This is a genomic window from Rhabdaerophilum calidifontis, from assembly GCF_008641065.1.
GTDB classification, from domain to species: Bacteria; Pseudomonadota; Alphaproteobacteria; order Rhizobiales; family Beijerinckiaceae; genus Rhabdaerophilum; species Rhabdaerophilum calidifontis.
The window spans coordinates 545,650-568,052 of sequence record NZ_VTRS01000001.1 but is presented as its reverse complement, the minus strand read 5'-3'; the positions used below and the strand labels follow the sequence as shown (position 1 = coordinate 568,052).

General features: G+C 68.4%; 20 protein-coding genes. 7 read left to right on the top strand and 13 right to left on the bottom strand.

Annotation, left to right across the window (positions count from 1 at the left end; translation table 11 throughout):
* The first annotated feature begins 41 nt into the window (after positions 1-41).
* Positions 42-1,235: an SGNH/GDSL hydrolase family protein gene (locus FWJ24_RS02735; protein ID WP_166443564.1), complete on the top strand. Its 1,194-nt coding sequence runs from the start codon at positions 42-44 to the stop codon at positions 1,233-1,235.
* 13 nt (positions 1,236-1,248) lie between these two features.
* On the opposite strand, the gene FWJ24_RS02730 is transcribed toward FWJ24_RS02735, so the two are convergent.
* The 5 genes from FWJ24_RS02730 to FWJ24_RS02710 all read right to left on the bottom strand — a co-directional run bounded on the left by FWJ24_RS02730 (position 1,249) and on the right by FWJ24_RS02710 (position 6,818).
* A complete protein-coding gene (locus tag FWJ24_RS02730; protein ID WP_150286230.1) occupies positions 1,249-2,277 on the bottom strand; it encodes an ABC transporter ATP-binding protein in 1,029 nt (342 codons plus the stop codon).
* Positions 2,274-3,284 carry an ABC transporter ATP-binding protein gene (locus tag FWJ24_RS02725; protein ID WP_150286229.1) on the bottom strand — a complete coding sequence of 337 codons (1,011 nt, stop codon included), beginning with the start codon at positions 3,282-3,284 and terminating at the stop codon, positions 2,274-2,276. Before FWJ24_RS02725 ends, FWJ24_RS02730 begins: the two co-directional genes overlap by 4 nt.
* A gap of 1 nt (position 3,285) precedes the next feature.
* Positions 3,286-4,197: an ABC transporter permease gene (locus FWJ24_RS02720; protein ID WP_150286228.1), complete on the bottom strand. Its 912-nt coding sequence runs from the start codon at positions 4,195-4,197 to the stop codon at positions 3,286-3,288.
* Positions 4,194-5,171, bottom strand: a complete 978-nt coding sequence (locus FWJ24_RS02715; protein WP_150286227.1) for an ABC transporter permease — start codon at positions 5,169-5,171, stop codon at positions 4,194-4,196. Before FWJ24_RS02715 ends, FWJ24_RS02720 begins: the two co-directional genes overlap by 4 nt.
* Positions 5,172-5,237: 66 nt before the next feature.
* A complete protein-coding gene (locus FWJ24_RS02710) occupies positions 5,238-6,818 on the bottom strand; it encodes an ABC transporter substrate-binding protein (RefSeq protein WP_150286226.1) in 1,581 nt (526 codons plus the stop codon).
* Positions 6,819-6,977: 159 nt separating this feature from the next.
* Between FWJ24_RS02710 and FWJ24_RS02705 the strand changes: the two genes are divergently transcribed.
* Positions 6,978-7,790 carry an alpha/beta hydrolase gene (locus tag FWJ24_RS02705; protein ID WP_150286225.1) on the top strand — a complete coding sequence of 271 codons (813 nt, stop codon included), beginning with the start codon at positions 6,978-6,980 and terminating at the stop codon, positions 7,788-7,790.
* On the opposite strand, the gene speB is transcribed toward FWJ24_RS02705, so the two are convergent.
* Positions 7,756-8,820 carry an agmatinase gene (speB, locus tag FWJ24_RS02700; protein ID WP_150286224.1) on the bottom strand — a complete coding sequence of 355 codons (1,065 nt, stop codon included), beginning with the start codon at positions 8,818-8,820 and terminating at the stop codon, positions 7,756-7,758. The genes FWJ24_RS02705 and speB overlap by 35 nt on opposite strands.
* A 66-nt stretch (positions 8,821-8,886) precedes the next feature.
* Positions 8,887-10,842 (bottom strand): potassium transporter Kup, encoded by a 1,956-nt coding sequence (locus tag FWJ24_RS02695; protein WP_150286223.1) that lies wholly within the window; start codon positions 10,840-10,842, stop codon positions 8,887-8,889.
* A gap of 286 nt (positions 10,843-11,128) precedes the next feature.
* Here FWJ24_RS02695 and leuC point away from each other — a divergent pair, with 286 nt between their 5' ends.
* From leuC to FWJ24_RS02680, 3 genes are all read left to right on the top strand, one after another.
* Positions 11,129-12,538: a 3-isopropylmalate dehydratase large subunit gene (gene leuC / locus FWJ24_RS02690; RefSeq protein WP_150286222.1), complete on the top strand. Its 1,410-nt coding sequence runs from the start codon at positions 11,129-11,131 to the stop codon at positions 12,536-12,538.
* A 1-nt stretch (position 12,539) separates the two neighbouring features.
* The gene (locus FWJ24_RS02685) at positions 12,540-12,755 is read left to right on the top strand and encodes a hypothetical protein (protein WP_150286221.1); all 216 of its coding nucleotides are present in this window, start codon (positions 12,540-12,542) and stop codon (positions 12,753-12,755) included.
* A 71-nt stretch (positions 12,756-12,826) separates the two neighbouring features.
* The gene (locus FWJ24_RS02680; protein ID WP_206110789.1) at positions 12,827-13,255 is read left to right on the top strand and encodes a metallopeptidase family protein; all 429 of its coding nucleotides are present in this window, start codon (positions 12,827-12,829) and stop codon (positions 13,253-13,255) included.
* Positions 13,256-13,264: 9 nt separating this feature from the next.
* On the opposite strand, the gene FWJ24_RS02675 is transcribed toward FWJ24_RS02680, so the two are convergent.
* The 5 genes from FWJ24_RS02675 to FWJ24_RS02655 all read right to left on the bottom strand — a co-directional run bounded on the left by FWJ24_RS02675 (position 13,265) and on the right by FWJ24_RS02655 (position 18,425).
* Positions 13,265-14,119 carry a hydroxymethylglutaryl-CoA lyase gene (locus FWJ24_RS02675; protein ID WP_150286220.1) on the bottom strand — a complete coding sequence of 285 codons (855 nt, stop codon included), beginning with the start codon at positions 14,117-14,119 and terminating at the stop codon, positions 13,265-13,267.
* 4 nt (positions 14,120-14,123) lie between these two features.
* Positions 14,124-15,452, bottom strand: coding sequence for a TRAP transporter large permease (locus FWJ24_RS02670; RefSeq protein ID WP_150286219.1), 1,329 nt, complete (start codon positions 15,450-15,452; stop codon positions 14,124-14,126).
* The gene (locus tag FWJ24_RS02665) at positions 15,445-15,966 is read right to left on the bottom strand and encodes a TRAP transporter small permease subunit (RefSeq protein WP_150286218.1); all 522 of its coding nucleotides are present in this window, start codon (positions 15,964-15,966) and stop codon (positions 15,445-15,447) included. The genes FWJ24_RS02670 and FWJ24_RS02665 overlap by 8 nt, the downstream gene beginning before the upstream one ends.
* Positions 15,967-16,033: 67 nt before the next feature.
* Positions 16,034-17,065 (bottom strand): TRAP transporter substrate-binding protein DctP, encoded by a 1,032-nt coding sequence (dctP, locus tag FWJ24_RS02660; protein ID WP_150286217.1) that lies wholly within the window; start codon positions 17,063-17,065, stop codon positions 16,034-16,036.
* Between the two features lie 43 nt (positions 17,066-17,108).
* The gene (locus FWJ24_RS02655) at positions 17,109-18,425 is read right to left on the bottom strand and encodes a hydroxymethylglutaryl-CoA reductase, degradative (protein ID WP_206110766.1); all 1,317 of its coding nucleotides are present in this window, start codon (positions 18,423-18,425) and stop codon (positions 17,109-17,111) included.
* A 168-nt stretch (positions 18,426-18,593) separates the two neighbouring features.
* On the opposite strand from FWJ24_RS02655, the gene FWJ24_RS02650 reads away from it, so the two are divergent.
* On the top strand, positions 18,594-19,961 hold the full coding sequence (locus tag FWJ24_RS02650) for an aminotransferase-like domain-containing protein (protein WP_150286216.1): 1,368 nt from the start codon (positions 18,594-18,596) through the stop codon (positions 19,959-19,961).
* A gap of 95 nt (positions 19,962-20,056) precedes the next feature.
* The gene (locus tag FWJ24_RS02645; RefSeq protein ID WP_150286215.1) at positions 20,057-21,145 is read left to right on the top strand and encodes a calcium:cation antiporter; all 1,089 of its coding nucleotides are present in this window, start codon (positions 20,057-20,059) and stop codon (positions 21,143-21,145) included.
* A gap of 9 nt (positions 21,146-21,154) precedes the next feature.
* Here the strand turns inward: FWJ24_RS02645 and FWJ24_RS02640 are convergent, their stop codons facing one another.
* Complete coding sequence (locus FWJ24_RS02640) at positions 21,155-22,387, bottom strand: MFS transporter (RefSeq protein ID WP_150286214.1); 1,233 nt, start codon at positions 22,385-22,387, stop codon at positions 21,155-21,157.
* Between the last annotated feature and the right edge of the window lie 16 nt (positions 22,388-22,403).

The window sequence follows — 22,403 nt, the reverse complement described above, 5'->3', positions numbered from 1 at the left end:
GAAGCCGGTGACGCCCTTTTCAGGACCGATGGAAGATGCGGATGCTCCGTTCCCTCGCTCTGGTCGCGCTCCTCGCCGGCCTCGCGGCGGGCACGGGGCGACACGCTGCACGGGCGGAGAGCGAGCCCTCGGTGCAGCCCTGGCGCGTCATATCCCTGCCGCGCGCCCAGCCGCAGCGGGCGGCGCCGCAGACCTATCGTCCCCACCGGCGCTATGACCGGCCGGTGCTCGCCCCCGCCTTCCCCGAGGATTGGACGCTCGGCCTCGTCATGCCGCCGGTGACGGCGCCGGATGCCGGCACGGCTGGCGCTGCGCCGGCGATCCCCGATTCCCTGAAACCGCAGGTGCTGGTGATCGGCGATTCGCTTGCCGATGCCCTCGTTGCCGGCTTCGAGGCCGACCCGGCCGCGAAGGCGGACCTGCTCTTCCGCCACAAGAGCATCAGCGCCTCCGGGCTCGTGCGGGGCGATTACCATGATTGGCCGAAGACACTCGCCGCGCTGCTTGCCGAGACACCGAAACCCGCCGCCCTCGTCGTGATGCTCGGCCTCAACGACCGCCAGCCGATCCGCGCTGGCGATCAGACGCTCGAACCGCTGTCCGAGCCCTGGCGGGACGCCTATCGCAAGCGGATCGACGCGATCATCGACCGCGCCCAGCAGGCGCGGGTGCCGCTGGTCTGGGTCGGCCTGCCGGTGATGCGCAGCCCGCGGCTTTCGGCCGAACTCGCGATGCTCAACGAGATGATCCGCGAGCGGGTGACAGCGGTCGGGGAGACCTTCGTGGAAACCTTCGACGGTTTCTCCGATCAGGCGGGCGGCTTCACCGCCAGCGGGCCGGATATTATCGGCGACATTGTGCGCCTGCGCGGCCCGGACGGGATCCATTTCTCGCCCGCCGGCCAGCGCAAGCTCGCCTTCTTCGTCGAGAAACCGCTGCGCCGCCGCCTTGGCGACCGCCCCGGCGCCGAACCACAGCCGGCCATGGCGACACTTCCCGTCGCGCCCGGCGCGGGCCAGATCCCGGCCGTCGCGCCACCGCCGCTGCCCGCCCCCGCAATCAGGCTCCGCGACCCGATCGGCGAGATGCGCCCGCTATCGCCCCCGGCCTCCGCGGCCACGCTGACCAGCCGACGCTCGAACCCGCCCGCCGACCCCGCGACGCGCGACCTGTTCGATCGCGGTCTCGCGCCGGAGCCGCGCCCAGGCCGCGCCGACGATTTCCGCTGGCGCTGAACGGGCCACCGCCTCAGGCCACCCCGCCATCCTGAAGATGGCAGGCAACCATCCGCCCGCCGGGTACCACCATCTCGCGCGGCCGCTCGCGCGCGCAGCGCGGCCCGGCTTCCGGGCAGCGCGGGTGGAAATGGCAGCCGGACGGCGGGCGGAGCGGCGAGGGAATCTCGCCCCGGATGGTCGTGAACGCGCGACGCCGCGCATCAAGGCGCGGCACGTTCTCGATCAACGCGCGCGTATAGGGATGCAGCGGCCCGGCGAACAGCGCCTCCGTCGGCCCGCTTTCCACGACCCGGCCGAGATACATGATCACGATCCGGTCCGAGATATGCCGCACGACGCCGAGATCATGGCTGATGAAGAGATAGGCGAGCCCCAGCGCAGCGCGCAGATCCATGAACAGGTTGAGCACCTGCGCCTGGATCGACACGTCGAGCGCCGCAACCGATTCGTCGCAGACGAGCAGCCGGGGCCGGACCGCCAGCGCCCGCGCGATGCCGATGCGGGCGCGCTGCCCGCCCGAGAATTGATGGGGAAAGCGCCGCCGGTAATCGGGGTCGAGCCCGACACGGCGGAACAACTCGGCGACATAGCCGTCGACCTCGCCCTTCGCGACAAGGCCGTGCACGCGCGGCGCCTCGCCGACGATCTCGCCGGCCCGGATGCGCGGATTGAGCGAGGACATCGGATCCTGGAAGATCATCTGCACGCCGAGCGTATAGGCTTGCCGCGCCGGGCCCGTGAGCGTGGCGATGTCCCGCCCCTCCCAGAGCATGCGCCCGGCGCTCGGCGCGTGGATGCCCGCCACGACCCGGCCGAGGGTCGATTTACCGCAGCCGGATTCCCCGACCAGCGCCACCACCTCGCCCGGCCGGATCGCGAGATCGACGCCGTCGACCGCGTGCACCACGCTCTCGCGGTTGCGCGCGCCGAGCAGGTTGGCGATCCGCCCGGCGAGATCGACCGGCCGAACGAACCGCTTCGCCACGCCCTCGACCCGGACGAGGTCCACCGCGCCGGCTTCCGCCCCCGCCGCACTCATGCCGGCATCTCCGGCAGGGCAGCACCCTGCGGCACGGGATTGTGGCAGCGGAACGCGCGCCCGTCCGGCGTCCGCGACAGGGACGGCGCCGCGCGGCAGACCGGAATCGCGCGCGCGCAGCGCGGCTCGAACGCACAGCCCGGTGGCAGGCGCAGCAGCGAGGGCGCGGCGCCGGGAATCTGGCGGAGCCGCGCCCCGTGCCGCGCCGTTCCCGGCACCGATCCGATCAGCCCCTGGGTATAGGGATGGATCGGCGAATCGAGCACGGAATCGACCGCGCCCTGCTCGACGATCCGGCCCGCATACATCACCGCAACCCGGTCCGCGAGGCCGGCGACCACCGCGAGATCATGGGTGATCCAGATCAGCGCCGTGCCGTGATCGCGCACGAGCCCCTGCATTTCGGCCAGAATCTGGCTCTGGATCGTGACATCGAGCGCGGTTGTCGGCTCGTCGGCGATGATCAGCGCCGGGCGATGCAGCAGCGCGATGGCGATCGCGACGCGCTGGCGCATGCCGCCGGAGAACTGGTGCGGATAGGCATTCAGCCGCTCCTCGGGCGCGGGAATGCCGACGAGCCCCAGCACCTCGACCGCGCGCGCCCGCGCGGCTTTCACGCTCACCGCCTCATGCGCCGTGACGGCCTCGATCATCTGGGTGTCGATCCGCAAGACCGGGTTGAGCGTCATCATCGGATCCTGGAAGATCATCGCGAAGCGGCGGCCGCGCAGCGCCCGCATCGCAGCCTCGCCGCGCCCGACGAGTTCCTCGCCCTTGAGCCGGATCGACCCCGCGACGATCCGTCCCGGCGGGTCGATCAGCCCCAGGATCGAGAACCCGGTCACGGATTTTCCCGAGCCGGATTCGCCGACGAGCCCCAGCACCTCGCCGGCATGGACCGCGAAGGAAACGCCGTCCACCGCCTTCACAACCCCCTCACGCGTGAGGAAATGCGTGGCGAGATCGGAGACCTCGAGTACCGGCCGCCCCCGGCCCGCCGCCGCCATGTCAGCGCTCCAGCCGCGGGTTGAGCACGTCGCGCAACCGGTCGCCGACCAGGTTGATCGCGACGATCGTCACCAGCAGCGCGATGCCGGGGAAAAACGAGATCCAGTATTTGCCCGAGAGCATGTATTGGAACCCGTTCGCGATCAGCACGCCGAGCGACGGCTCGGTCTGCGGCAGGCCGACGCCGAGGAAGGACAGCGTCGCCTCGAGGCTGATCGCATGCGCGGTCTGGACGGTGGCGATCACGATCACCGGCGCGAGGCAGTTCGGCAGGATGTGCCGGAACACCGTGCGGGCATGGGAGAGCCCCAGCGAACGCGCCGCCTCGACATATTCCTTCCGCCGCTCGACCAGCGCCGAGCCGCGCACCGTGCGCGCGTAATAAGCCCATTGCACGATGACGAGCGCGAGGATGATCTTGTCGATGCCCTTGCCGAGCAGCGCGACGAGGATCAGCGCCACGAGCACCGAGGGCAGCGACAATTGCAGATCGACAAGCCGCATGATCAGCGTTTCGGTCCTGCCGCCGGCATAGGCCGCGACCAGACCGAGCGTCATGCCGATCGCCGCCGCGATCAGGCCGGAGACGAGCCCGACGGCGAGCGAGATCCGCAATCCGTAGAGGATCCCGGAGACAAGATCCCGCCCCACGCCGTCGGAGCCGAGCCACATCGTGAACCCGTCCCCGGCGCGGGCGCCCGGCGGCTGGCGCGAATCCATGATGTCGACCCGCGCGAGATCATAGGGGTTCTGCGGTGCGATGAACGGCGCGATCAGCGCCAGCCCCGCGATCACCAGCAGCAGCACGAGGCCGAAAAGCGCCACGCGATCCTCCGCGAAGCGCCGCGCGAAGCGGCCGAGCCCGCCCGCGCCCGCCATCTCCGCGCCCGGCATGCCCGCCTCGGCGCTCATGCCGTATCCCCGGTGAGCCGCACACGCGGATCGAGCGCGGAATAGAGGATGTCGACGATGAGGTTGATCGTCACGAAAAGCATCACCACCACCATGACATAGGCGACGATCAGCGGCCGGTCGAGGCGCTGGATCGCCTCCAGCAGCAGCTTGCCCATGCCCGGCCAGGCGAAGATCGTCTCGGTGACGACCGAGAAGGCAACCAGCGAGCCGAATTCGAGCCCGAGCACGGTGACGATCGGGATCAGGATGTTCTTGAGGATATGCACCCCGACGATCCGCCGCCGGGAAAGCCCTTTGGCGCGGGCGAACTTGACGTAATCCTGCAGCGCCGCCTCGCGGGCACCGGAGCGCGTCAGCCGGATGACGAGGCTCACCTTCAGCAGCGCGAGGTTGAGCGCCGGCAGGAGAAGGTGCCGCCAGCCCTCCAGGCTCAGCATCGAGGTCTCGATCCCGAACACCGAGACAGTCGGGCCGCGCCCGGTCGCGGGCAGCCAGCCGAGCATCACCGAGAACAGCATGATCAGCATCAGCCCGACCCAGAAGGTCGGCAGCGAGAAACCGAGGATCGAGCCCGCCATGATGGCGCGCGCCGGCGCCGCCTCCGGGTTGAGCCCGGCATAGAGTCCCAGCGGAATGCCGAGAACCACCGCCATGAGCAGCGCCGCGAAGGCGAGTTCGAGCGTCGCCGGCATACGCTCGAGGATCAGCGCGAAGGCCGGGCCGCCATGGACATAGGAGCGGCCGAAATCCCCCTGTGCGATATCACGCAGGAAGGCCAGGAATTGCCGATGCGCCGGCTGGTCGAAGCCGAATTCGCGCCGGACCTGCTCGACCTGCTCCTGCGTCGCGTCACCCGGCACCATCATCCAGACCGGATCGCCGATGACATGGGTGCCGAAGAAGACGAGCACCGTCATCACGAGGATGACGGCCAGCGCCTGCCCGACGCGGCGGATGATGAAGGCGATCATGACCCCGGACACCGGTTGGCGGGCCGGCCGGGGCGGCGGACGAACCGCCGGCCCGGCCCGCGCCGCTCAGGGACGAACCGACATGGCGAAAGTGTATTCGTCGGTCCTGGGCGTGACCTTGAGGCCCTTCTTCGCCGCCCATGTGTTCTTCTGGTAATGGATCGGGATCAGCCCGACATCGTTCATCACCACCTCGGCGGCCGAGGCGAAGATCTCGGCGCGCTTCGCCGCATCGACCGTGGCGAACCCTTTCTGGATGAGCTGGTCGAATTGCGGGTTGGAATAGCGGCCGCGATTGGCCGAGCCGGTTCCGGCCTGCGGATCGAAGCTCATCAGCAGCGAGCGCATCGAATCGCCCGGCTCGCCCGTTCCCGCCGACCAGCCGGCAAGGATCATCGAGAATTCCGGGGTCTTGTCCGGCCCGCCGGATGAGGCACGCGAGAAGAACACCGCCGGCGGCAGGGTTTCGACCGTGGTCTCGACACCGAGCCGCGTGAACATCTGCGCCACGGCCTCGATGATCTTGGTGTCGTTGGTATAGCGGCCGTTCGGCCCGTGGATCGTCAGCCGGAAGCCGTTCGGATAGCCGGCCTCCGCGAGCAATTTGCGCGCCGCTTCGAGATCATAGGCGACAGGCTTCAGGTTTTTCGAGGTCCCGGCATAGACATCGGGCAGAAGCTGGCTCGCCGGCACCGCCTCGCCTTCCATGATCCGCTCGACGATGGCCGGGCGGTTGATCGCCCGCGTCAGCGCCTGCCGCACCTTGAGATTGTGGAACGGGTTCTTGATCGCCGAGCCGTCCTTGCTCTTCACGAAGGGCGATGTCTCGCGCAGCCTGTCCATGTGGAGATAGATCACGCGGTTCGAGAGCGCGCTGGCGAGGGCGACCTTCGGCTCCTTCGCGAGGCGCTGGGCATCGGCGGTCGGCACGGTCTCGATCACGTCGACATCGCCGGAGAGCAGCGCCGCGACGCGCGTCGGGTCCGACTTGATGAAGCGGAAGGTCACCTTCTCCCAGGGTTCCCGCCCGCGCCAATAGGCGTCGTTGCGCTTCACCACGAGCCGGTCGCCCGGCACGAATTCCACGAACTGGTAGGGGCCGGTGCCCACCGTGCCCCGGCCGGCATTGAGATCCTCGGTGCTGGCGCTCGCGGCCGCCTTCGCCGACATGATCTCGATCTGCGCGAGGCTGTTCAGCATCAGCGCGTCCGGCCGCGCGGTCCTGATGCGGATCGTGTGGTCGTCGATCTTCTCGATCACCTTGCCGCGCACATAGGCGGTTTTCGGCGAGGGCGATTTCGGCACGTTCGGCACGCGGTTGAACGAGAAGAGCACGTCATCCGCCGTGAACGGCGATCCGTCATGGAACTTCACGTCCTTGCGCAGGCTGAATTCCCAGGTTGTGTCGTCGAGCGTCTTCCAGCTCTCCGCGAGGCCCGGCTTCATCGTCTGCACCTCGTCCATATCGACGAGCGCCTCGAAGACATGCCGCGCGACCGCGTTGTTGGGCGTGAGGTTGTGGTAATGCGGATCCGCCGAACTCGGTTCCGCCGCGAGCCCGATCCTGAGCTCCATCGCCGTGGCGCTGCCCCAGCCGCCAAGCACCAAAGCAGCCGCGAGGGCGGCGCCTTTCCAAACGGCAACCATGCCATGCTCCCTGTTCTTGGTCCGGCGCCGTTCTTGCCGCGCCGGTATCGAGCCGCCATTCTGGCAACCCGCGCGGGCGAAAGCCAGCCGGATTTCACAACCGCAGGCAAACCATGTGCCGGCGGCCCGGTATCTGCCCAGAATTCTCGGCGAGGCCGCATGATCGATTACGAAGCGGAATACAACAATCGCGCCCGGGTGCCGGAGCATCCCGCGATCATCGCCGGCTGGGCGCGGGATGCCGGCGCCTATCGCGCGGGGCGGCCGCACAGGGCCATCGCCTATGGCCCCTCCCCGCGCATGGCCTATGATCTCTTCCCGGCTGCCGGCGCCGGCCCGGTCGCGCTCTTCATCCATGGCGGCTACTGGCAGGCGCTCGACAAATCCTTCTTCAGCCACATGGCGGCGGGCGCGAATGCGCGCGGGCTCGATTGCGCGATCGCGGGCTACGATCTCTGCCCGGATGTGCCGCTCGCCGCAATCATCGACGAAATCCGCGCCGCCGCGCTGCATCTCTGGCGCGAAACGGGCCGCCCGGTCCTGCCCTTCGGCCATTCCGCCGGCGGGCATCTGGCGGCGATGCTGCTTGCAACCAATTGGCGCGCGCTCGCCCCCGCCGCGCCCACCGATCTCTGCCCGGCCGGGCTCGCGATCTCCGGCCTGTTCGATCTCGTGCCGCTGGTCGCGACCTCGGTGAATGCCAGGCTCGGCCTTGACGACGCGGAGGCGGCGCGGCTCTCGCCGCACCATCTCCGGCCCAATGCCGACACGCGGCTCGTCGCGGCGGTGGGCGGCGCGGAAAGCGCGGAATATCGCCGCCAGTCGCGGCTGATCGCCGCGAGCTGGGCGGCGCAGGGCGCCGGGACGCGTTATCTCGAAATCCCGGCGGCCAACCATTTCACGGTGATCGCCGGGCTTGCCGAGCCGCGCTCCGCGCTCACCGAGGCGCTGCTCGCCCTCGCTGCGCCCTGAGCGCCAAAGCGACCACGCTCACGATCTCGAACAGCATCTGCGCGCCGGCCTGGGCGGTGTTGCTGGTCGCATCATATTGCGGCGCGACCTCGACGACATCGCCGCCGACGAGGTCGAGCCCCGCCGCGCCGCGGATCAGCGCCATCGCCTCGCGGCTCGAAAGCCCCCCGGCCTCCGGCGTCCCGGTGCCCGGCGCGAAGGCGGGGTCGAGGCTGTCGACATCGAAGGAGAGATAGGCCGGCCCCGTGCCGATCACCGCCCGCATGCGCCGGATCGTCTCGTCCACGCCGAGCCGCATGAAGTCCTCGGCATGGATGACGTGCATCCCGCTGGCATAGGAGAATTCCCACAGGAACTCGGCATTGCCGCGGATGCCGATCTGGATCACCCGCTCGGGATCGAGCACGCCTTCGAGCACCGCCTGCCGGAACGGCCCGCCATGGTGGAAGCGCGAGCCCTCGAACGGGGCGCCGGTATCGCAATGCGCGTCGATATGGATCATGCCGAGCGGCCGCTTCGCGCCCAGCGCCTTCAGGATCGGCAAGGTGATCGAATGGTCGCCCCCGACCGAGACCGGCCGCAGCCCCGCCTCGGCGAGCGGGCGGTAGAACGCCTCGATATCCGCGTGGCTCTGCTCCAGCGAATAACGCGAGCGGAAGGGAACGTCGCCGAGATCGGCGACCCCGAACTCGGCGATCGGGACGATCCGGTGCACCTCGTGATAGGGACCGATCCGCTCAACCCCGCGCACCGCGCGCGGCCCGAGCCGCGAGCCGGGCCGATGCGTCACGCCGAGATCCATCGGCACGCCGATCAGCGGGATGTCGATACCGGAGAAATCCCCCGTCTTCGCGGCCTCGAGACGCAGGGGCGCGTCGAGGAAGGACGAGACTCCCTCATAGGGCTTGGCGCGGCGGTCCTTGCCGGTAAAGAGCAGGTCCACCACCTTGCGGAATTCCGCGTCCTGCACCTCGCTGGCCTCGGCCGCGCCGAACCGGGCGCGCAGCGCCGCGAGCTTCTCGGGATCCATGCCGTTTCTCCTTCCCGAGCGCGAGACTGGCAAGCCCCGGCCGCGAAGGCAAGGCGGCCCGCGGCGTCAGACCGTGACCTGCGCGCCGAGCTCGACGACGCGGCCGGTAGGGATGTGGAAGAAGTCCGTGGCGTTCGCCGCCGTGCGCGACAGGAAGATGAAGAGATTGTCCTGCCAGAGCGGCATGCCGGAACTGGCCGCCGCCTTGATCGTCCGCTTGCCGAGGAAGAACGAGGTCTGCATGATGTCGAAATCGAGCCCGCGCCGGCGTGCGAGCGCCAGGAAATGCGGCACGCGCGGGCTTTCCATATAGCCGACGCGGACGATGATCCGCTTCACGTCCTCGCTGAGATCCTCGACCGTCAGCTTCTCGGAATCGGTCACGCGCGGCGTATCCGCCGTGTGGATGGTGAGGATGATGTTGCGCTTGTGGAGCACCTTGTTGTGCTTGAGATTGTGCAGCAGGGCGCCGGGTGCCGTCTCCGGGTCGCTTGTCAGGAAGACGGCGGTGCCCGCCACGCGGACCGGCTTCGATTTCTCGAGCATCTTCACGAGATCGGGCAAAGGCACCGAATCGCGCCGCGACTTGTCGTAGACGATCCGGGTTCCGCGCACCCAGGTCCACATGGTCACGATCAGCACCGCGCCGAAGATGAGCGGCAGATAGGCGCCCTCGGGGATCTTGAGGCAATTGGCGCCGAAGAAGATCAGATCGACCGCCAGGAAGGGGATGCCGAACAGCGCCACCTGCCAGCGATCCCATTTCCAGACATGATAGGCGACGACGAAGAACAGCCCGGTATCGGCGAGCATCGCCCCGGTCACCGCGATTCCGTAGGCCGAGGCCAGCGCGCTCGAGGTCTTGAAGGACAGCACCAGCGCGATGACGCCCAGCGCCAGCATGCGGTTGACCTGCGGAATGTAGATCTGCCCGTGCTGGGTCTCCGAGGTGTGGCGGATCTCGATGCGCGGCAGCAGGCCGAGCTGCACCGCCTGCTGGGTGAGCGAGAAGGCACCGGTGATCACCGCCTGGCTGGCGATGATGGTCGCAACGCCGGACAGGATGACCAGCGGCAGCACGCCCCATTCCGGCGCCAGCAGGAAGAACGGGTTGGCGACGGATTTCTCGTCGCCGATATTCTTCAGGACGAAGGCGCCCTGCCCGAGATAATTGAGCACCAGCGCCGGGAAGACGAAGAAGAGCCACGCCGCGCGGATGGGGAAGCGGCCGAAATGCCCCATATCGGCATAGAGCGCCTCGGCGCCGGTGACCGCGAGGAAGACCGAGCCGAGGACGATCAGCCCGACGATCCCGTGATTGCCGATGAATTCCGCCGCATGCAGCGGGTTGAAGGCGGCGAGGATGCCGAGATCGTCGTTGATGTGGATGAGGCCGAGAAAGGCGAGCACGCCGAACCAGAGCACCATGATGGGGCCGAAGAACACCGCAACCCCCGCCGTGCCGCGGCTCTGCACGAAGAAGAGCGCGATCAGGATGGCGATGGCGAGCAGGATCACGTTCCACTGGTCGGCGAAGACCGGCGTCACCAGCTTCAGCCCCTCGACCGCCGAGAGCACCGAAATGGCCGGAGTGATGATCGAATCGCCGTAGAACAGCGCAGCGCCCATGACGCCGAGCAGGAAGATCGGCAGCGAGCGGCGGCCGACCGCCTTCTGCGCCAGCGCCATCAGCGAGAGCGTGCCGCCCTCGCCCTTGTTGTCGGCACGCATGATGAGCACGACGTATTTCAGCGTTACCACCACGATCACGGCCCAGATCAGCAGCGAGACGACGCCGATCACCTCGGCCCGCGTCAGCCCGTCATAGGCGACATGGTGGATCGATTCCTTGAGCGCGTAGAGCGGGCTCGTGCCGATATCGCCGTAGACGACACCGACCGAGCCCACCGCCAGCGCGAGATTGCGCCGGAAGCCGCCGCCCTGCGGCGCATGCTCCGGCGTGCCGCCGTCTTGCGGGGAGGAGGACGAGGCCGCGGGCTCGGTCGAAGCGGTGACGGTCATGATCGAGCTCCAAGGCGGCCGAACACGGCGGCTTCCTGCTCTGTGCCGAACCGGCGGCGGCCGGGCCGGAGCCCCGCCCCCCTTCCGGGCGGACGAAAGCGGCGGGCTTATACACCGTTCTTTCCCGAGGGAATAGGCGATCCCTCAATTTGCATCACGGTTGGGCGCAGCGGTGGTGCCGCGGCAACAAGAGGCTGGAAACGCGCGCGTCTTTCCCGTAAACGGGCCGGATCGGCCGGGCTGGGATGACAGCCAAAGCGACAGGCCAAGACGAGATGACAGCACGATGAGCGCTCCGAAGACGATCTACGACAAGATTTTCGACGACCATGTGGTCGACCGGCAGCCCGACGGCACGTGCCTTCTCTACATTGACCGCCACCTCGTGCACGAGGTGACCTCCCCCCAGGCCTTCGAGGGCCTGCGCATGACGGGCCGCAAGGTGCGCGCGCCGGAGAAGACGCTCGCCGTCGTCGATCACAACGTGCCGACCTCCGATCGCTCCAAGGGCATCGCGGAGGAGGAGAGCCGGATCCAGGTGGAGACGCTCGCCGAGAATGCCCGCGCCTTCGGCCTGGAATATTATTCCGAGCGCGACAAGCGCCAGGGCATCGTTCATGTCATCGGCCCGGAACAGGGCTTCACCCTGCCGGGCACCACCATCGTCTGCGGCGACAGCCACACCTCGACCCATGGCGCATTCGGCGCGCTGGCCCATGGCATCGGCACCTCGGAGGTCGAGCATGTGCTCGCCACCCAGACGCTGATCCAGAAGAAGGCCCGCAACATGAAGGTCGAGGTCCGGGGCAGCCTGCAATCCGGCGTCACGGCGAAGGATATCGTGCTCGCCATCATCGGCGAGATCGGTACGGCTGGCGGCACCGGTTCGGTGATCGAATATGCGGGCTCGGCCATCGAGGCGCTGTCGATGGAAGGCCGCATGACGGTGTGCAACATGTCGATCGAGGGCGGCGCCCGCGCCGGGCTGATCGCGCCGGATGCCAAGACCTACGCCTATCTCAAAGATCGCCCGAAGGCGCCGAAGGGTGCGGCCTGGGACGCGGCCTGCCGCTATTGGGACACGCTGCGCACGGATGACGGCGCGCATTTCGACCGTGTCGTCACGCTCGATGCCGACAATCTGCCGCCGATCGTCTCCTGGGGCACGAGCCCGGAAGACGTCGTCTCGATCACCGGCACCGTGCCGGATCCCTCCACGATCGCCGACGAGGTGAAGCGCGAATCCAAGTTGCGCGCGCTGGCCTATATGGGGCTGACGCCGGGAACCAAAATCACCGACATCGAGCTCGACGTGGTCTGGATCGGCTCGTGCACCAATGGCCGCATCGAGGATCTGCGCGCCGCCGCCAAGATCCTCGAAGGCAAGCGCATCTCCGACCGGCTGGATTACGCCATGGTAGTGCCGGGCTCCGGCCTCGTGAAGGAGCAGGCCGAGGCGGAAGGGCTCGATCAGGTCTTCATCGCCGCCGGCTTCCAGTGGCGGGAGCCGGGCTGCTCGATGTGCCTCGGCATGAACCCGGACCAGCTGAAGCCCGGCCAGCGCTGCGCCTCGACCTCGAACCGCAATTTCGAGGGCCGTCAGGGCTTCAAGGGCCGCACCCATCTCGTCTCGCCGCAAATGGCGGCCGCAGCAGCGATCGCCGGGCGGTTCGTGGATATCCGGACGGTGGGGTGAGATGCCCGAGCCGCCGAAGCATGATGATTCCGGCGGCTTCCTCTCCTCCTCGCTCGCGCGGGCGGCGGATCATTTCGCCGCCAGGGATTCCCGATCCGGGGATGACGAGCCCGGCGACAGGGTCGAGATCTGGGCGAGGCGCCTCGGCCGCGCGCTTTCGGCCATCGCCTTTGTCGCGCTCGTCTGGTATTTCGGCCATCAGTTGAGATGGTGGTGAGCGGGAGGGCCCCGCCCGCCGCGACCGGCCGCCTGGCCGCTGGTTCTGGAACGGATGCCTTGAGCAAGACGATGGCCACCGCGCGTTTTCCCGCTGCCTCCTGGGCGCCGATGCAGGCCCCGACCCTCGAGGATTTCGAGGCCATGGCGGAGGATGCCTTCACCCAGCTCCCCGAGCATTTCCGCAATCTCTGCGGCCAGGTCGTCGTCCGGGTCGAGGATTTTCCCGATGACGAGGTGATCGAGGCGATGGAACTCGAAAGTCCGTTCGACATTCTCGGCCTGTTCCATGGCCGTGGCCTCACCGAAGCCGGCGCCGTGCCCGAGACCGGCGAGGGGCCGAACATGATCTGGCTCTACCGCCGCCCGATTCTCGATTACTGGGCCGAGAACGAGGAAACCCTCGGCAGCGTCATCACCCATGTGCTGGTGCACGAGATCGGCCATCATTTCGGGCTCTCGGACGCCGATATGGAGCGCATCGAGGCCGAGGCGGGCTGAACGCCACGCTCAGCCCGCGCCGCGGAGGGCGGCCGCGAAGGCCTCCGCCTCGGCGAGGCGTTCCGCGTCGATCCCCGTCCTGAAGCCGCGCGCCGCGAGATGCCGCGCCACCCGCCCGGTCGCGACATTGCCCTTGGCGCCAGGCGCGTAGGGGCAGCCGCCGAGCCCGGCCGCCGCGGCGTCGAAGACGCGGATGCCATGCGCAAGGCAGACATCGATGCTCGCCAGCGCCTGCCCGCCGGTATCGTGGAAATGCCCCGCCAGCCGCTCCGGCGGAAGCGAAGCGGCGACATCCGCGACCAGCGCCGCGACACGGCCCGGTTCCGCGCGGCCGAGCGTCTCGCCGAGCGCAATCTCGGTGCAGCCGAGGTCGCGCAGGGCCAGCGCCACCCGCGTGACCGCCGCCGGAGCGACGGCGCCCTCATAGGGGCAATCGGTCACGCAGGAGACATAGCCGCGCACCGGCAGGCCGTGCTCGGCCGCAAGCGCCATTACCGGGCGGAAGCGCTCGAGGCTTTCGGCGATCGTGCAATTGATATTGCGCCGGCAAAAACTCTCGGAGGCGGCGGTGAAGATCGCGAGTTCGTCCGCGCCGGCCGCGATGGCCGCCGCAGCGCCCTGCACGTTCGGCACCAGCGCCGAATAGACGAGGCCGGCGCGCCGCGGCACGCCGCGCATCACCGCGTCATGGTCCGCCATCTGCGGCACCCATTTCGGCGCGACGAAAGCCGTCGCCTCGATCCGGCTCAGGCCGCTGGCGGCGAGGCGCCCGATCAGCGCCAGCTTGTCAGCGGTCGCGACGAAGCCCGGTTCGTTCTGGAGCCCGTCGCGCGGGCCGACCTCGACGATCACCGCCGCATCCATCAGCCTATTTCACCATCAGCGCCGGCAGCACCGTCATCAGCGCCGGGAAGGCCATGGCAAGCAGCAGGCCGACCCCCTGAAGCAGCATGAAGGGCGTGATCCCGCGATAGACGACCCCCATCGACATGCCGGGCGGCAGCGTGCCCTTCATGTAGAACAGCGTGTAGCCGAAGGGCGGCGAGATATAGCCCATCTGGATCGTGATCGCGTAGAGCACGCCGAACCAGATCTCGTCGAAGCCGAGAAACTTCACGATCGGCAGGAAGACCGGCACCGTGAGCAGGATGATGCCGATCTCGTCCAGCACGGTGCCGAGAAAGATCAGGATCAGCATCATCACGGCGAGGATCAGCATCGGCGCGACGTCGAGCCCCTTGATGAAGCCGAGCAGCGCGTCCGCGCCCCCCAATCCGGTGAAGATCGCGACATAGGCCTTGGCGCCGATGGTGATCCACAGGATCATCGCGGTGGCCTTCACCGTGTCGAAGGCCGAGGAGGCGAGCGTCTCCCGCGTAAGCCGCCCCTCGATGAGCGCCGCGGCCATCGCCCCGAGCACGCCGACGGCGGCGGCCTCCGTCGGCGTCGCGACGCCGAGGAAGATCGAGCCGAGAATGAGCACGATGATCAGGCTCGGCAGGATCAGCGCCCCGAGCGCGGCAAGCCGCGCGCCGAGCGGCGCCGGCTCGAAATCATCCGCAAGCGGCGCGACCTCCGGCCTGAGCCAGGACAGCACGAGAATATAGCCGATGAACAGCGTCGCCAGCATGATCCCCGGCACGATGCCGGCGATCAGCATCTTGCCGATCGAAACCTGCGCCGTCACCGCATAGACGATGGTGAGCACCGAGGGCGGGATCAGGATGCCGAGCGTGCCGGCCGCGCAGATCGTCCCGGTCGCGAGTTCGGGAGAATAGCGCCGGCGCAGCATTTCCGGCAGCGCCAGCATGCCCATCGCCGTCACCGCCGCGCCGACCACGCCGGTCATCGCCGCCATGATGACGCAGATCACCACCGTGCCGACCGCGAGCCCGCCCCGGAGCCGCCCGAACCACAATTCCATGGCGCGGTAGAGCTTCTCGATCACCCCCGAGCGCGAGAGCAAGGCCGCCATGAGGATGTAGAGCGGGATGCCGAGCAGCGCCTCCGATTTCATCGTGTCGAAGATCTGCAGCACCAGCAGGATGACGGATTGCGGGTTCCACAGCGTCACCGCGATGATCAGCGACAGCCCGCCGAGCACGAAAGCGATCGGCAGCCCCGTCATCATGAACAGGGTCAGCCCGCCGAACATCACGATGAGGATGCCGGTCGATCCGAGAAACGGCTCAGCCATGGGGATGCGCCTCGAGCGCGGGGTCGCGGAACAGCACCCGCAGGAATTCCGCAGCCGCCTGGAGCATCAGCAGCGCCAGCGCCAGCGGCACCGCCGCCTTCACCCACCAGATCGGCGGGTTCCAGGCCGAGAACGAGGTTTCGCGGTAGTTGAACGAATCGATCGCCAGCGGCAGCGAATAGCTGAGCAGGATCGCCGCGAAGGCGATGATGATCGGGATGTTCACCAGTTCGAAGAGCCGGTTGGCGCGCATTGAGAGCCGCTGGCGCAGGATATCCATCGCCACATGGCCCTTGAGATGCAGAACATAGGGGCCGGCGAGCAGGAAATACGGCCCGAACAGCAGCACCGCGAGTTCCATGCCCCAATCGGTCGGGCTGTTGAAGGCATAGCGCATCACGACATCGATCAGCATGATTGGCACGATCGCGTAGATCAGCAGCCCGGCGCCATGAAAGGCTGCGCGGTTGAGCGTCGTGACGGCGCCCACGAATAGCGAGACGAGCGGAGGCATGCGGTTTCCTTGCGGAAAGGGAAAACCGGTGGCGGAGATCGCTCCCCGCCACCCAGTCCTCAAGGGATCAGCCCAGCACGCCGAGCGATTTCATGAAGCCCATCTGGCTTTCGAGGATCTTCTTCGCGAGCGGATTGTCCTTCGTGGCGCTCTGCCAGGCGGCGACGGCCTTCGGCCGGTTCGCGGCGATGTCGGCGGCATCGAAGCGCTGGATGGTGCAGCCCTTCGCGACATATTTCGGCAGGACCTGCGCATCCTGCACCAGGATATGCTGCCGGAGCGCGGCCGAGATCTCGCGCGCCGCCACCGCGAGCGCCGCCTTGAATTCCGCCGGCAGCTTCTCGTAGGCGCCGCGATTCGCGACATAGGAGGTGGCGGTCGTCGGCTGGTGGATGCCGGGCAGGATCACGAATTTCGCGACCTCGGCGAGGCCGGCCTCGAAATTCGCGGTCAGGTCGCCGCGATCGGCAAGATCGATCACGCCCTTGTCGAGCGCCGAATAGACCTCGCTCGTCGGCAGCGGCGCGACCGAAACCCCGAACGCCGCCATCACCGCCGAGGCCAGGCCGACGAAGCGGCCCTTCTTGCCGGCGAGATCGGCGATCTTCGCGATCGGCACCTTGGAATGCAGCGGCTCCTGGCCGTAGACGGTCGGCGCGATGTAGAACAGCCCGGCCGGCGCATAGGCCTCGCGCGCAAGATCGAGCCCGCCCATCTCGTAGAACCAGGCCTCGAACTGCTCGGATTCGGGGAAGCCGAACGGCACGGTCGAGGTGAAGGCGAAGGCCGGGATCTTGCCGGCCTCGTAGCCGTCGAAGGTCTTCATCATTTCGAGCGCGCCGCCGCGCACCGCATCGAAGGCCTGCGGCGCCGGGATGAGCTGGCCGCCCGCGAAAAGCTCGATGGTGAACTTGCCGCCGGTGAGATCGCTGACGCGCTTGACGAACCGCTCCTCGAATTTCTGCGGCGTGGTGCCGGGGTCCCAAAGCGCCTGCATGCGCCATTTCACGGCGCTCTGTGCGAGGGCCGGCGTCGCGAGCGGCGCGCCGAGCGCGGCGGCGCCGGCGGTCTTGATCAGGTGGCGGCGATCGATCGTCATGCTTTCCTCCGGTTTTAATCGTTCTTGTCGGGCAGGTTCATTGTCAGGCGCCGCGCAGACGGGCGAGAATCTCCTTCGCCTTGTCGGCGCGGACATCGTGGCTGGCGGCAAGTTCGGCAGCGACCGCATCGATCTCCGCGCCGGTGGCGCCAGCGACGATCGCGATATTGCGCGCATGCAGCGCCATATGGCCGCGCTGGATGCCTTCCGTCGCCAGCGCGCGCAGCGCCGCCATGTTCTGCGCCAGCCCGACCGCGACCGTGACCTCCGCCAGTTCCTGCGCCGAACGGACGCCAAGGATGCGCAGCGCAAGCTGCGCCAGCGGATGCGTCTTCGTCGCGCCGCCGACGAGGCCGAGCGCCATCGGCATTTCGAGCGTTCCGACGAGCCGGCCGTCCTGCGCCCGCTCCCAGGCGGTGAGCGAGGTATAGCTGCCCGAGCGGGCCGCGAAGGCATGTGCGCCGGCCTCGATCGCCCGCCAATCATTGCCGGTCGCGACCACGACCGGGTCGATACCGTTCATGATGCCCTTGTTGTGGGTGGCGGCGCGGTAGGGATCGACCGCCGCGAAGGTATAGGCGTCGAGAATGCCCTTGATCATCCGCTCGCCGGAGAAATCCCGCGTTGCGAGGGCTTCCGGGGTCAGGCTGACGCGGGCACGGGCCAGCCGGAGATCGGCGAGGTTGGACAGGATCCGCAGGCGCACCTCGCCGCCGGTCACCCGCGCGACGATCGGCGCCACCGTCTCGGCCATGGTGTTGACCGTGTTGGCGCCCATCGCGTCGCGGACATCGACGATCAGGTGCATCACCACCATGGCGCCGCGCGGCGTCTGCGGGAACACATGCACCTCGATATCGCGGCAGCCGCCGCCGAGGCTGACCAGCATCCTGTCGCGGGAATTGGCGGCGGCGAGGATCTCCTCGCGCGCCTGGAACAGCTTCAGCCGCGCGCCATGCGGATCGGTAATGCCGATGACCTGCACCTGCGCGCGCATCAGCGGCAGGGAACTCGACGTCTCGAACCCGCCGCAGCCGCGCGCGATCCGCGCCATGTAGGAGGCGGCCGCGACGACGGACGGTTCCTCCACCGCCATCGGCACCAGATAATCGCGGCCGTTGATCTGGAAATTGGTCGCGACGCCGAGCGGCAATTCGAAGGTGCCGATCACGTTCTCGATCATGCCGTTGGCACGGGCGAGCGGCAGCGCGCCGGGCGCGGCGAGGAGCGCACGGTCGGCCGGCGAGAGCCCGGCCGCCTCGGCGAGCCTGTCGAGCCGCTCGGCGGGGTCGAGATTGCGGAAATTCTCAAGGCGCGACGAAAGCGCGCGCATGGTGGTGTTTTCGGCCGGAACCGTCATCAGGCACGTCCTCGCATAAGCACTTCCTCATGGGCGCAGCCTTCGCTCCGGCCGCCTTGATTGCGTGGAACCTGCGGCAGGTTTGGGGACAATTCAAGGTACGGTTTGACAGGATCGATCCCATACTGTCCCCTTGGAACGATAGGCACAGAAGGGAGCATTCTCGGCATGACACGGATCGAGCGCGTCGTTGCGGCGATCAGCCGGCTGATCGCGGAAGGGCATCTCGCGCCGGGAATGCGCATCGCCTCCGTCCGCGCCGCGGCGCGCGAATACGGGGTTTCGAAGAACACGATCGTCGAGGCCTACGAGCGTCTCGTCGCCGCCGGAACCCTGGTCTCGCGCGCGGGATCGGGCTTCTTCGTCGCGACGGCCCGCAAGCCGCCCGCCAATCCGCGGCCGATGCTGATCGCCGAGGCGACCGACCATGTCTCCCTGCTGCGCGAGCAGCTCGACAAGCATTACGCCGTGCGGGTCGGCGACGGACGCCCCCCCTCGGACTGGACCGACGGCTCCGAACTCGGCCGGCATCTGCATCCGCGCCGGAAGCGGGGCGACGCGCCGCCGGACCACGGCTACGGCACGCCGCAGGGCTACGAGCCCCTGCGCGCCCGCCTTGCGCAGATGCTGATCGAACGCGGCATCGCCGCCGGGCCGGACCAGATCCTGACCACGTTCGGCGCCAATCACGGGCTCGATCTGGTGATCCGGCATTTCCTCGAACCGGGCGACGCGGTGCTGGTCGACAGCCCCGGCTATTATCCCCTGTTCGGCAAGCTGCTGCTCGCGCGGGCGGCGATCGTGCCGGTCGCGCGTGGGACGGAGGGGCCGGATCTCGACGCGCTGGAGGCGCGCGCCGCCGAGACGCGGCCGAAGCTCTATTTCACCCAGGCGCTGGCCCATAACCCGACCGGCACCTCGATGAGCCTGGCAGCGATGCACCGCCTGCTGCGCATCGCCGACCGATACGGCTTCCTGGTCGTGGAGGATGATCCTTTCGCCGATATCCTGCCGGCGCTTGCGCCCCGCCTCGCCGCCCTCGATCAGCTCGCGCGTGTCGTCTATGTCTGCACCTTCTCGAAGACGCTGTCCGCGAGCCTGCGCAGCGGCTTCCTCGCCGCCGATCCCCGGCTCATCGCCTCGCTCACCGACATCAAGATGCTGAGCGTCGTCAACAGTTCCGGCCATGTCGAGCGCCTGATCCATGATCTGATCGCCGAGGGGCATTATCGCCGCCATCTCCGCCGCCTCACCGACCGCGTCGCCCATGCGACGGCGGCGACGATGGCGGCGCTGCGGCGGATCGGCTTTGCGGATTTTGCCCCCCCGGCCGGCGGCTATTACCTCTGGTGCGGGCTGCCGGCGGGGCTCGACGATCTCGCCCTGGCCGGCGAGGCATCGGCGCAAGGAATCTTTCTCGCGCCGGGCAGCCTCTTCTGCCGCGACCGCGTCGGCTACCGCCCGGCGATACGTGTCAATGTCGCCTATGGCGATCACCCGGCGCTGCTCGATCTGCTCCGGCGCCATGCCGGCTGATTTTCCATATGAACCCAGACCGGCGGCCTTCGACAGGCGGCCCGGCTTTGCTAAGCTCGCCCGCGCGATGATCGCAGCAACAGAATGGAAGCAGGATGGCCGGACATTCCCCGACGAATCCCCATTGGACATGGCTCGCGCCCGCCGCCGCCATGGGGCTGCTCGCGGCGAAATTCGCCCATCTCGTGCCGCCGGAGCACCCGGCGGTTCTGGCGCTGGCGGCGCTGCTGCTCGGCGCGGCGGTGTTCGCCGCCGTCCATCACGCCGAGATCCTGGCCCTGCGGCTCGGCGAGCCCTTCGGCTCGATCCTGCTCGCGGTGGCCGTGACGATCATCGAGGTCGGGCTGATCGTCTCGATCATGCTCTCCGGCGCGGAGGGGGCGGAAGGCGTCGCGCGCGACACTGTCTTCGCCGCGGTGATGATCGTGCTCAACGGGGTGATCGGCCTCTGCCTGCTGCTCGGCGGCCAACGCCATCACGAGCAGCTTTTCCAGCTCCAGGGCGCAGCCTCGGCGCTGGCGGTGCTGGGAACACTGGCCGCGATCACCCTGATCCTGCCGAACTTCACGCTCTCGGCGCCGGGGCCGGCCTATTCGAGCATCCAGGTTCTGGTCGTCGGGGCGCTCTCGCTGTTCCTCTGGGGGGCCTTCGTTCTCGCGCAGACGATCCGCCACCGGGATTATTTCCTCGACGCGCAGGCGGATGAAAGCCCATCGGAGCGGCCGAAGGCCGCCGTGGCGGCGGCAAGCCTCGCGCTGCTGATCCTGGCGCTCACGGCGGTGATCCTGCTCGCGAAGGTGCTTTCCGCCCCGCTCGACCGCACGATCGCCGCCTCCGGCCTGCCCAAGGCCTTCGTCGGCGTCGTCATCGCGACGATCGTGCTGCTCCCGGAAGGCATCGCCGCGACGAAATCGGCGCTGCGCAACCGCCTTCAGAACAGCATCAACCTCGCGATAGGCTCGGCCATCGCCAGCATCGGGCTCACCGTTCCCACCGTCGGCGTGCTCGCGGTCACGCTGGCGAAGCCGCTGGATCTCGGCGTCTCGCCCTCGGGCATGACGCTGCTCGTCATGACCCTGTTCGTCAGCACGCTGACGCTCGGCACCGGCCGCACCACCGCGCTGCACGGCGCGATCCATCTCGTGATTTTCGTCGTCTTCCTGCTGATCTCGGCGATCCCCTGAAGCGGGGCTTCACCCCGCGCGCGGCGGCCGAAGCAGCAGGAACGCGCCGAAGGCGAGCGCGGCGCAGAGCGCGGAAACCCACAGCGCCGGATCGACGCCGATATGCGTCATCGCCGCTGCGAAGAGGAACGGACTGAACGCGTTGGCGAGGAAGCGCCAGCCGGTGATCCGCCCCACAAGCGTCGCATAGCCCGTCACGCCGAAGAGCTGGAGCGGCACCGTGCCGCGCGCGATGGTGATCAGCCCCTGCGCGATCCCGTAAAGGGCTGCAAAGACAAGCGCGCTCGCGGTCGAACTCGGCGTCGCGAGGAGCAGCGCCACCGCCGCAACCAGCGATCCCAGCGCCACACGGCCCGTCATCAGCGGATCGAAGCGCGCCCCGCCGGCGACCTCGACGATCCGCGCGGCCACCTGGGCTGGCCCCATCACCATGGCGATCAGCGCCGCCTGCTCTGCCGAAAACCCCTCGTTCTCGATGATGCGCAGCATGTGGATCGGAAAGGCCGCGAAGACGAGCCCGGAGATCACGATCGCCGCACCGTAGAGAAGCAGCGCGCGCCGCCGCTCCGCGCCCTCGAAGCGAGGCGGCTCCTCGCTTGGCGCGGCCTCGGCATGGGCGGCGGCGGCCCGCATCGCGGCAGACGTGGCGCCGCGCAGCGCCAGAAAATGCAGCGGCGCGCAGATCGCGAGGTTGAGCGCGGCGAAGGCCAGAAAGGTCATCCGCCAGTCGAGCGCGGCGAGCAGCGCCTGTGTCAGCGGCCAGAAGACCGTCGAGGCGAAGCCGGCCATCAGCGTCACCAGCGTGATCCCGCGTCGCGCCGCATGCCGGTAGATCTGCGTGAGCCCGGCGAACGCCGCCTCGTAGAGCACGAGGCAGGCCGCGGCCTCGGCGAGGATGAGCGCGGCGGAAAACAGCCAGATCGACGACGCCAGCGCGCAGGCGCACAACGCCAGAGCTGCCAGGACCGAGCCGAAGGTCATCACCGCGCGCGCGCCGCGCCGGTCGAGTTCACGCCCGACACGCGGCGCCACCAGGCCGCCGAGCAGCAGCTCGATCGTGAATGCACCGAAGAACACGTCGCCCCCGACGCCGAATTCGCGGGCGATCGCCGGGGCGAGCACCCCATAGCCATAATAGAGCGAGCCATAGCCGATCGTCTGCGTCAGACCGAGCGCAAGGATCACGGGATTGTCGAAGCCGCCGAAAAGCGCGCGCAGGCCGGGCGTGGGAGAAGGTCTCATCCCGCCCGGCTATGGG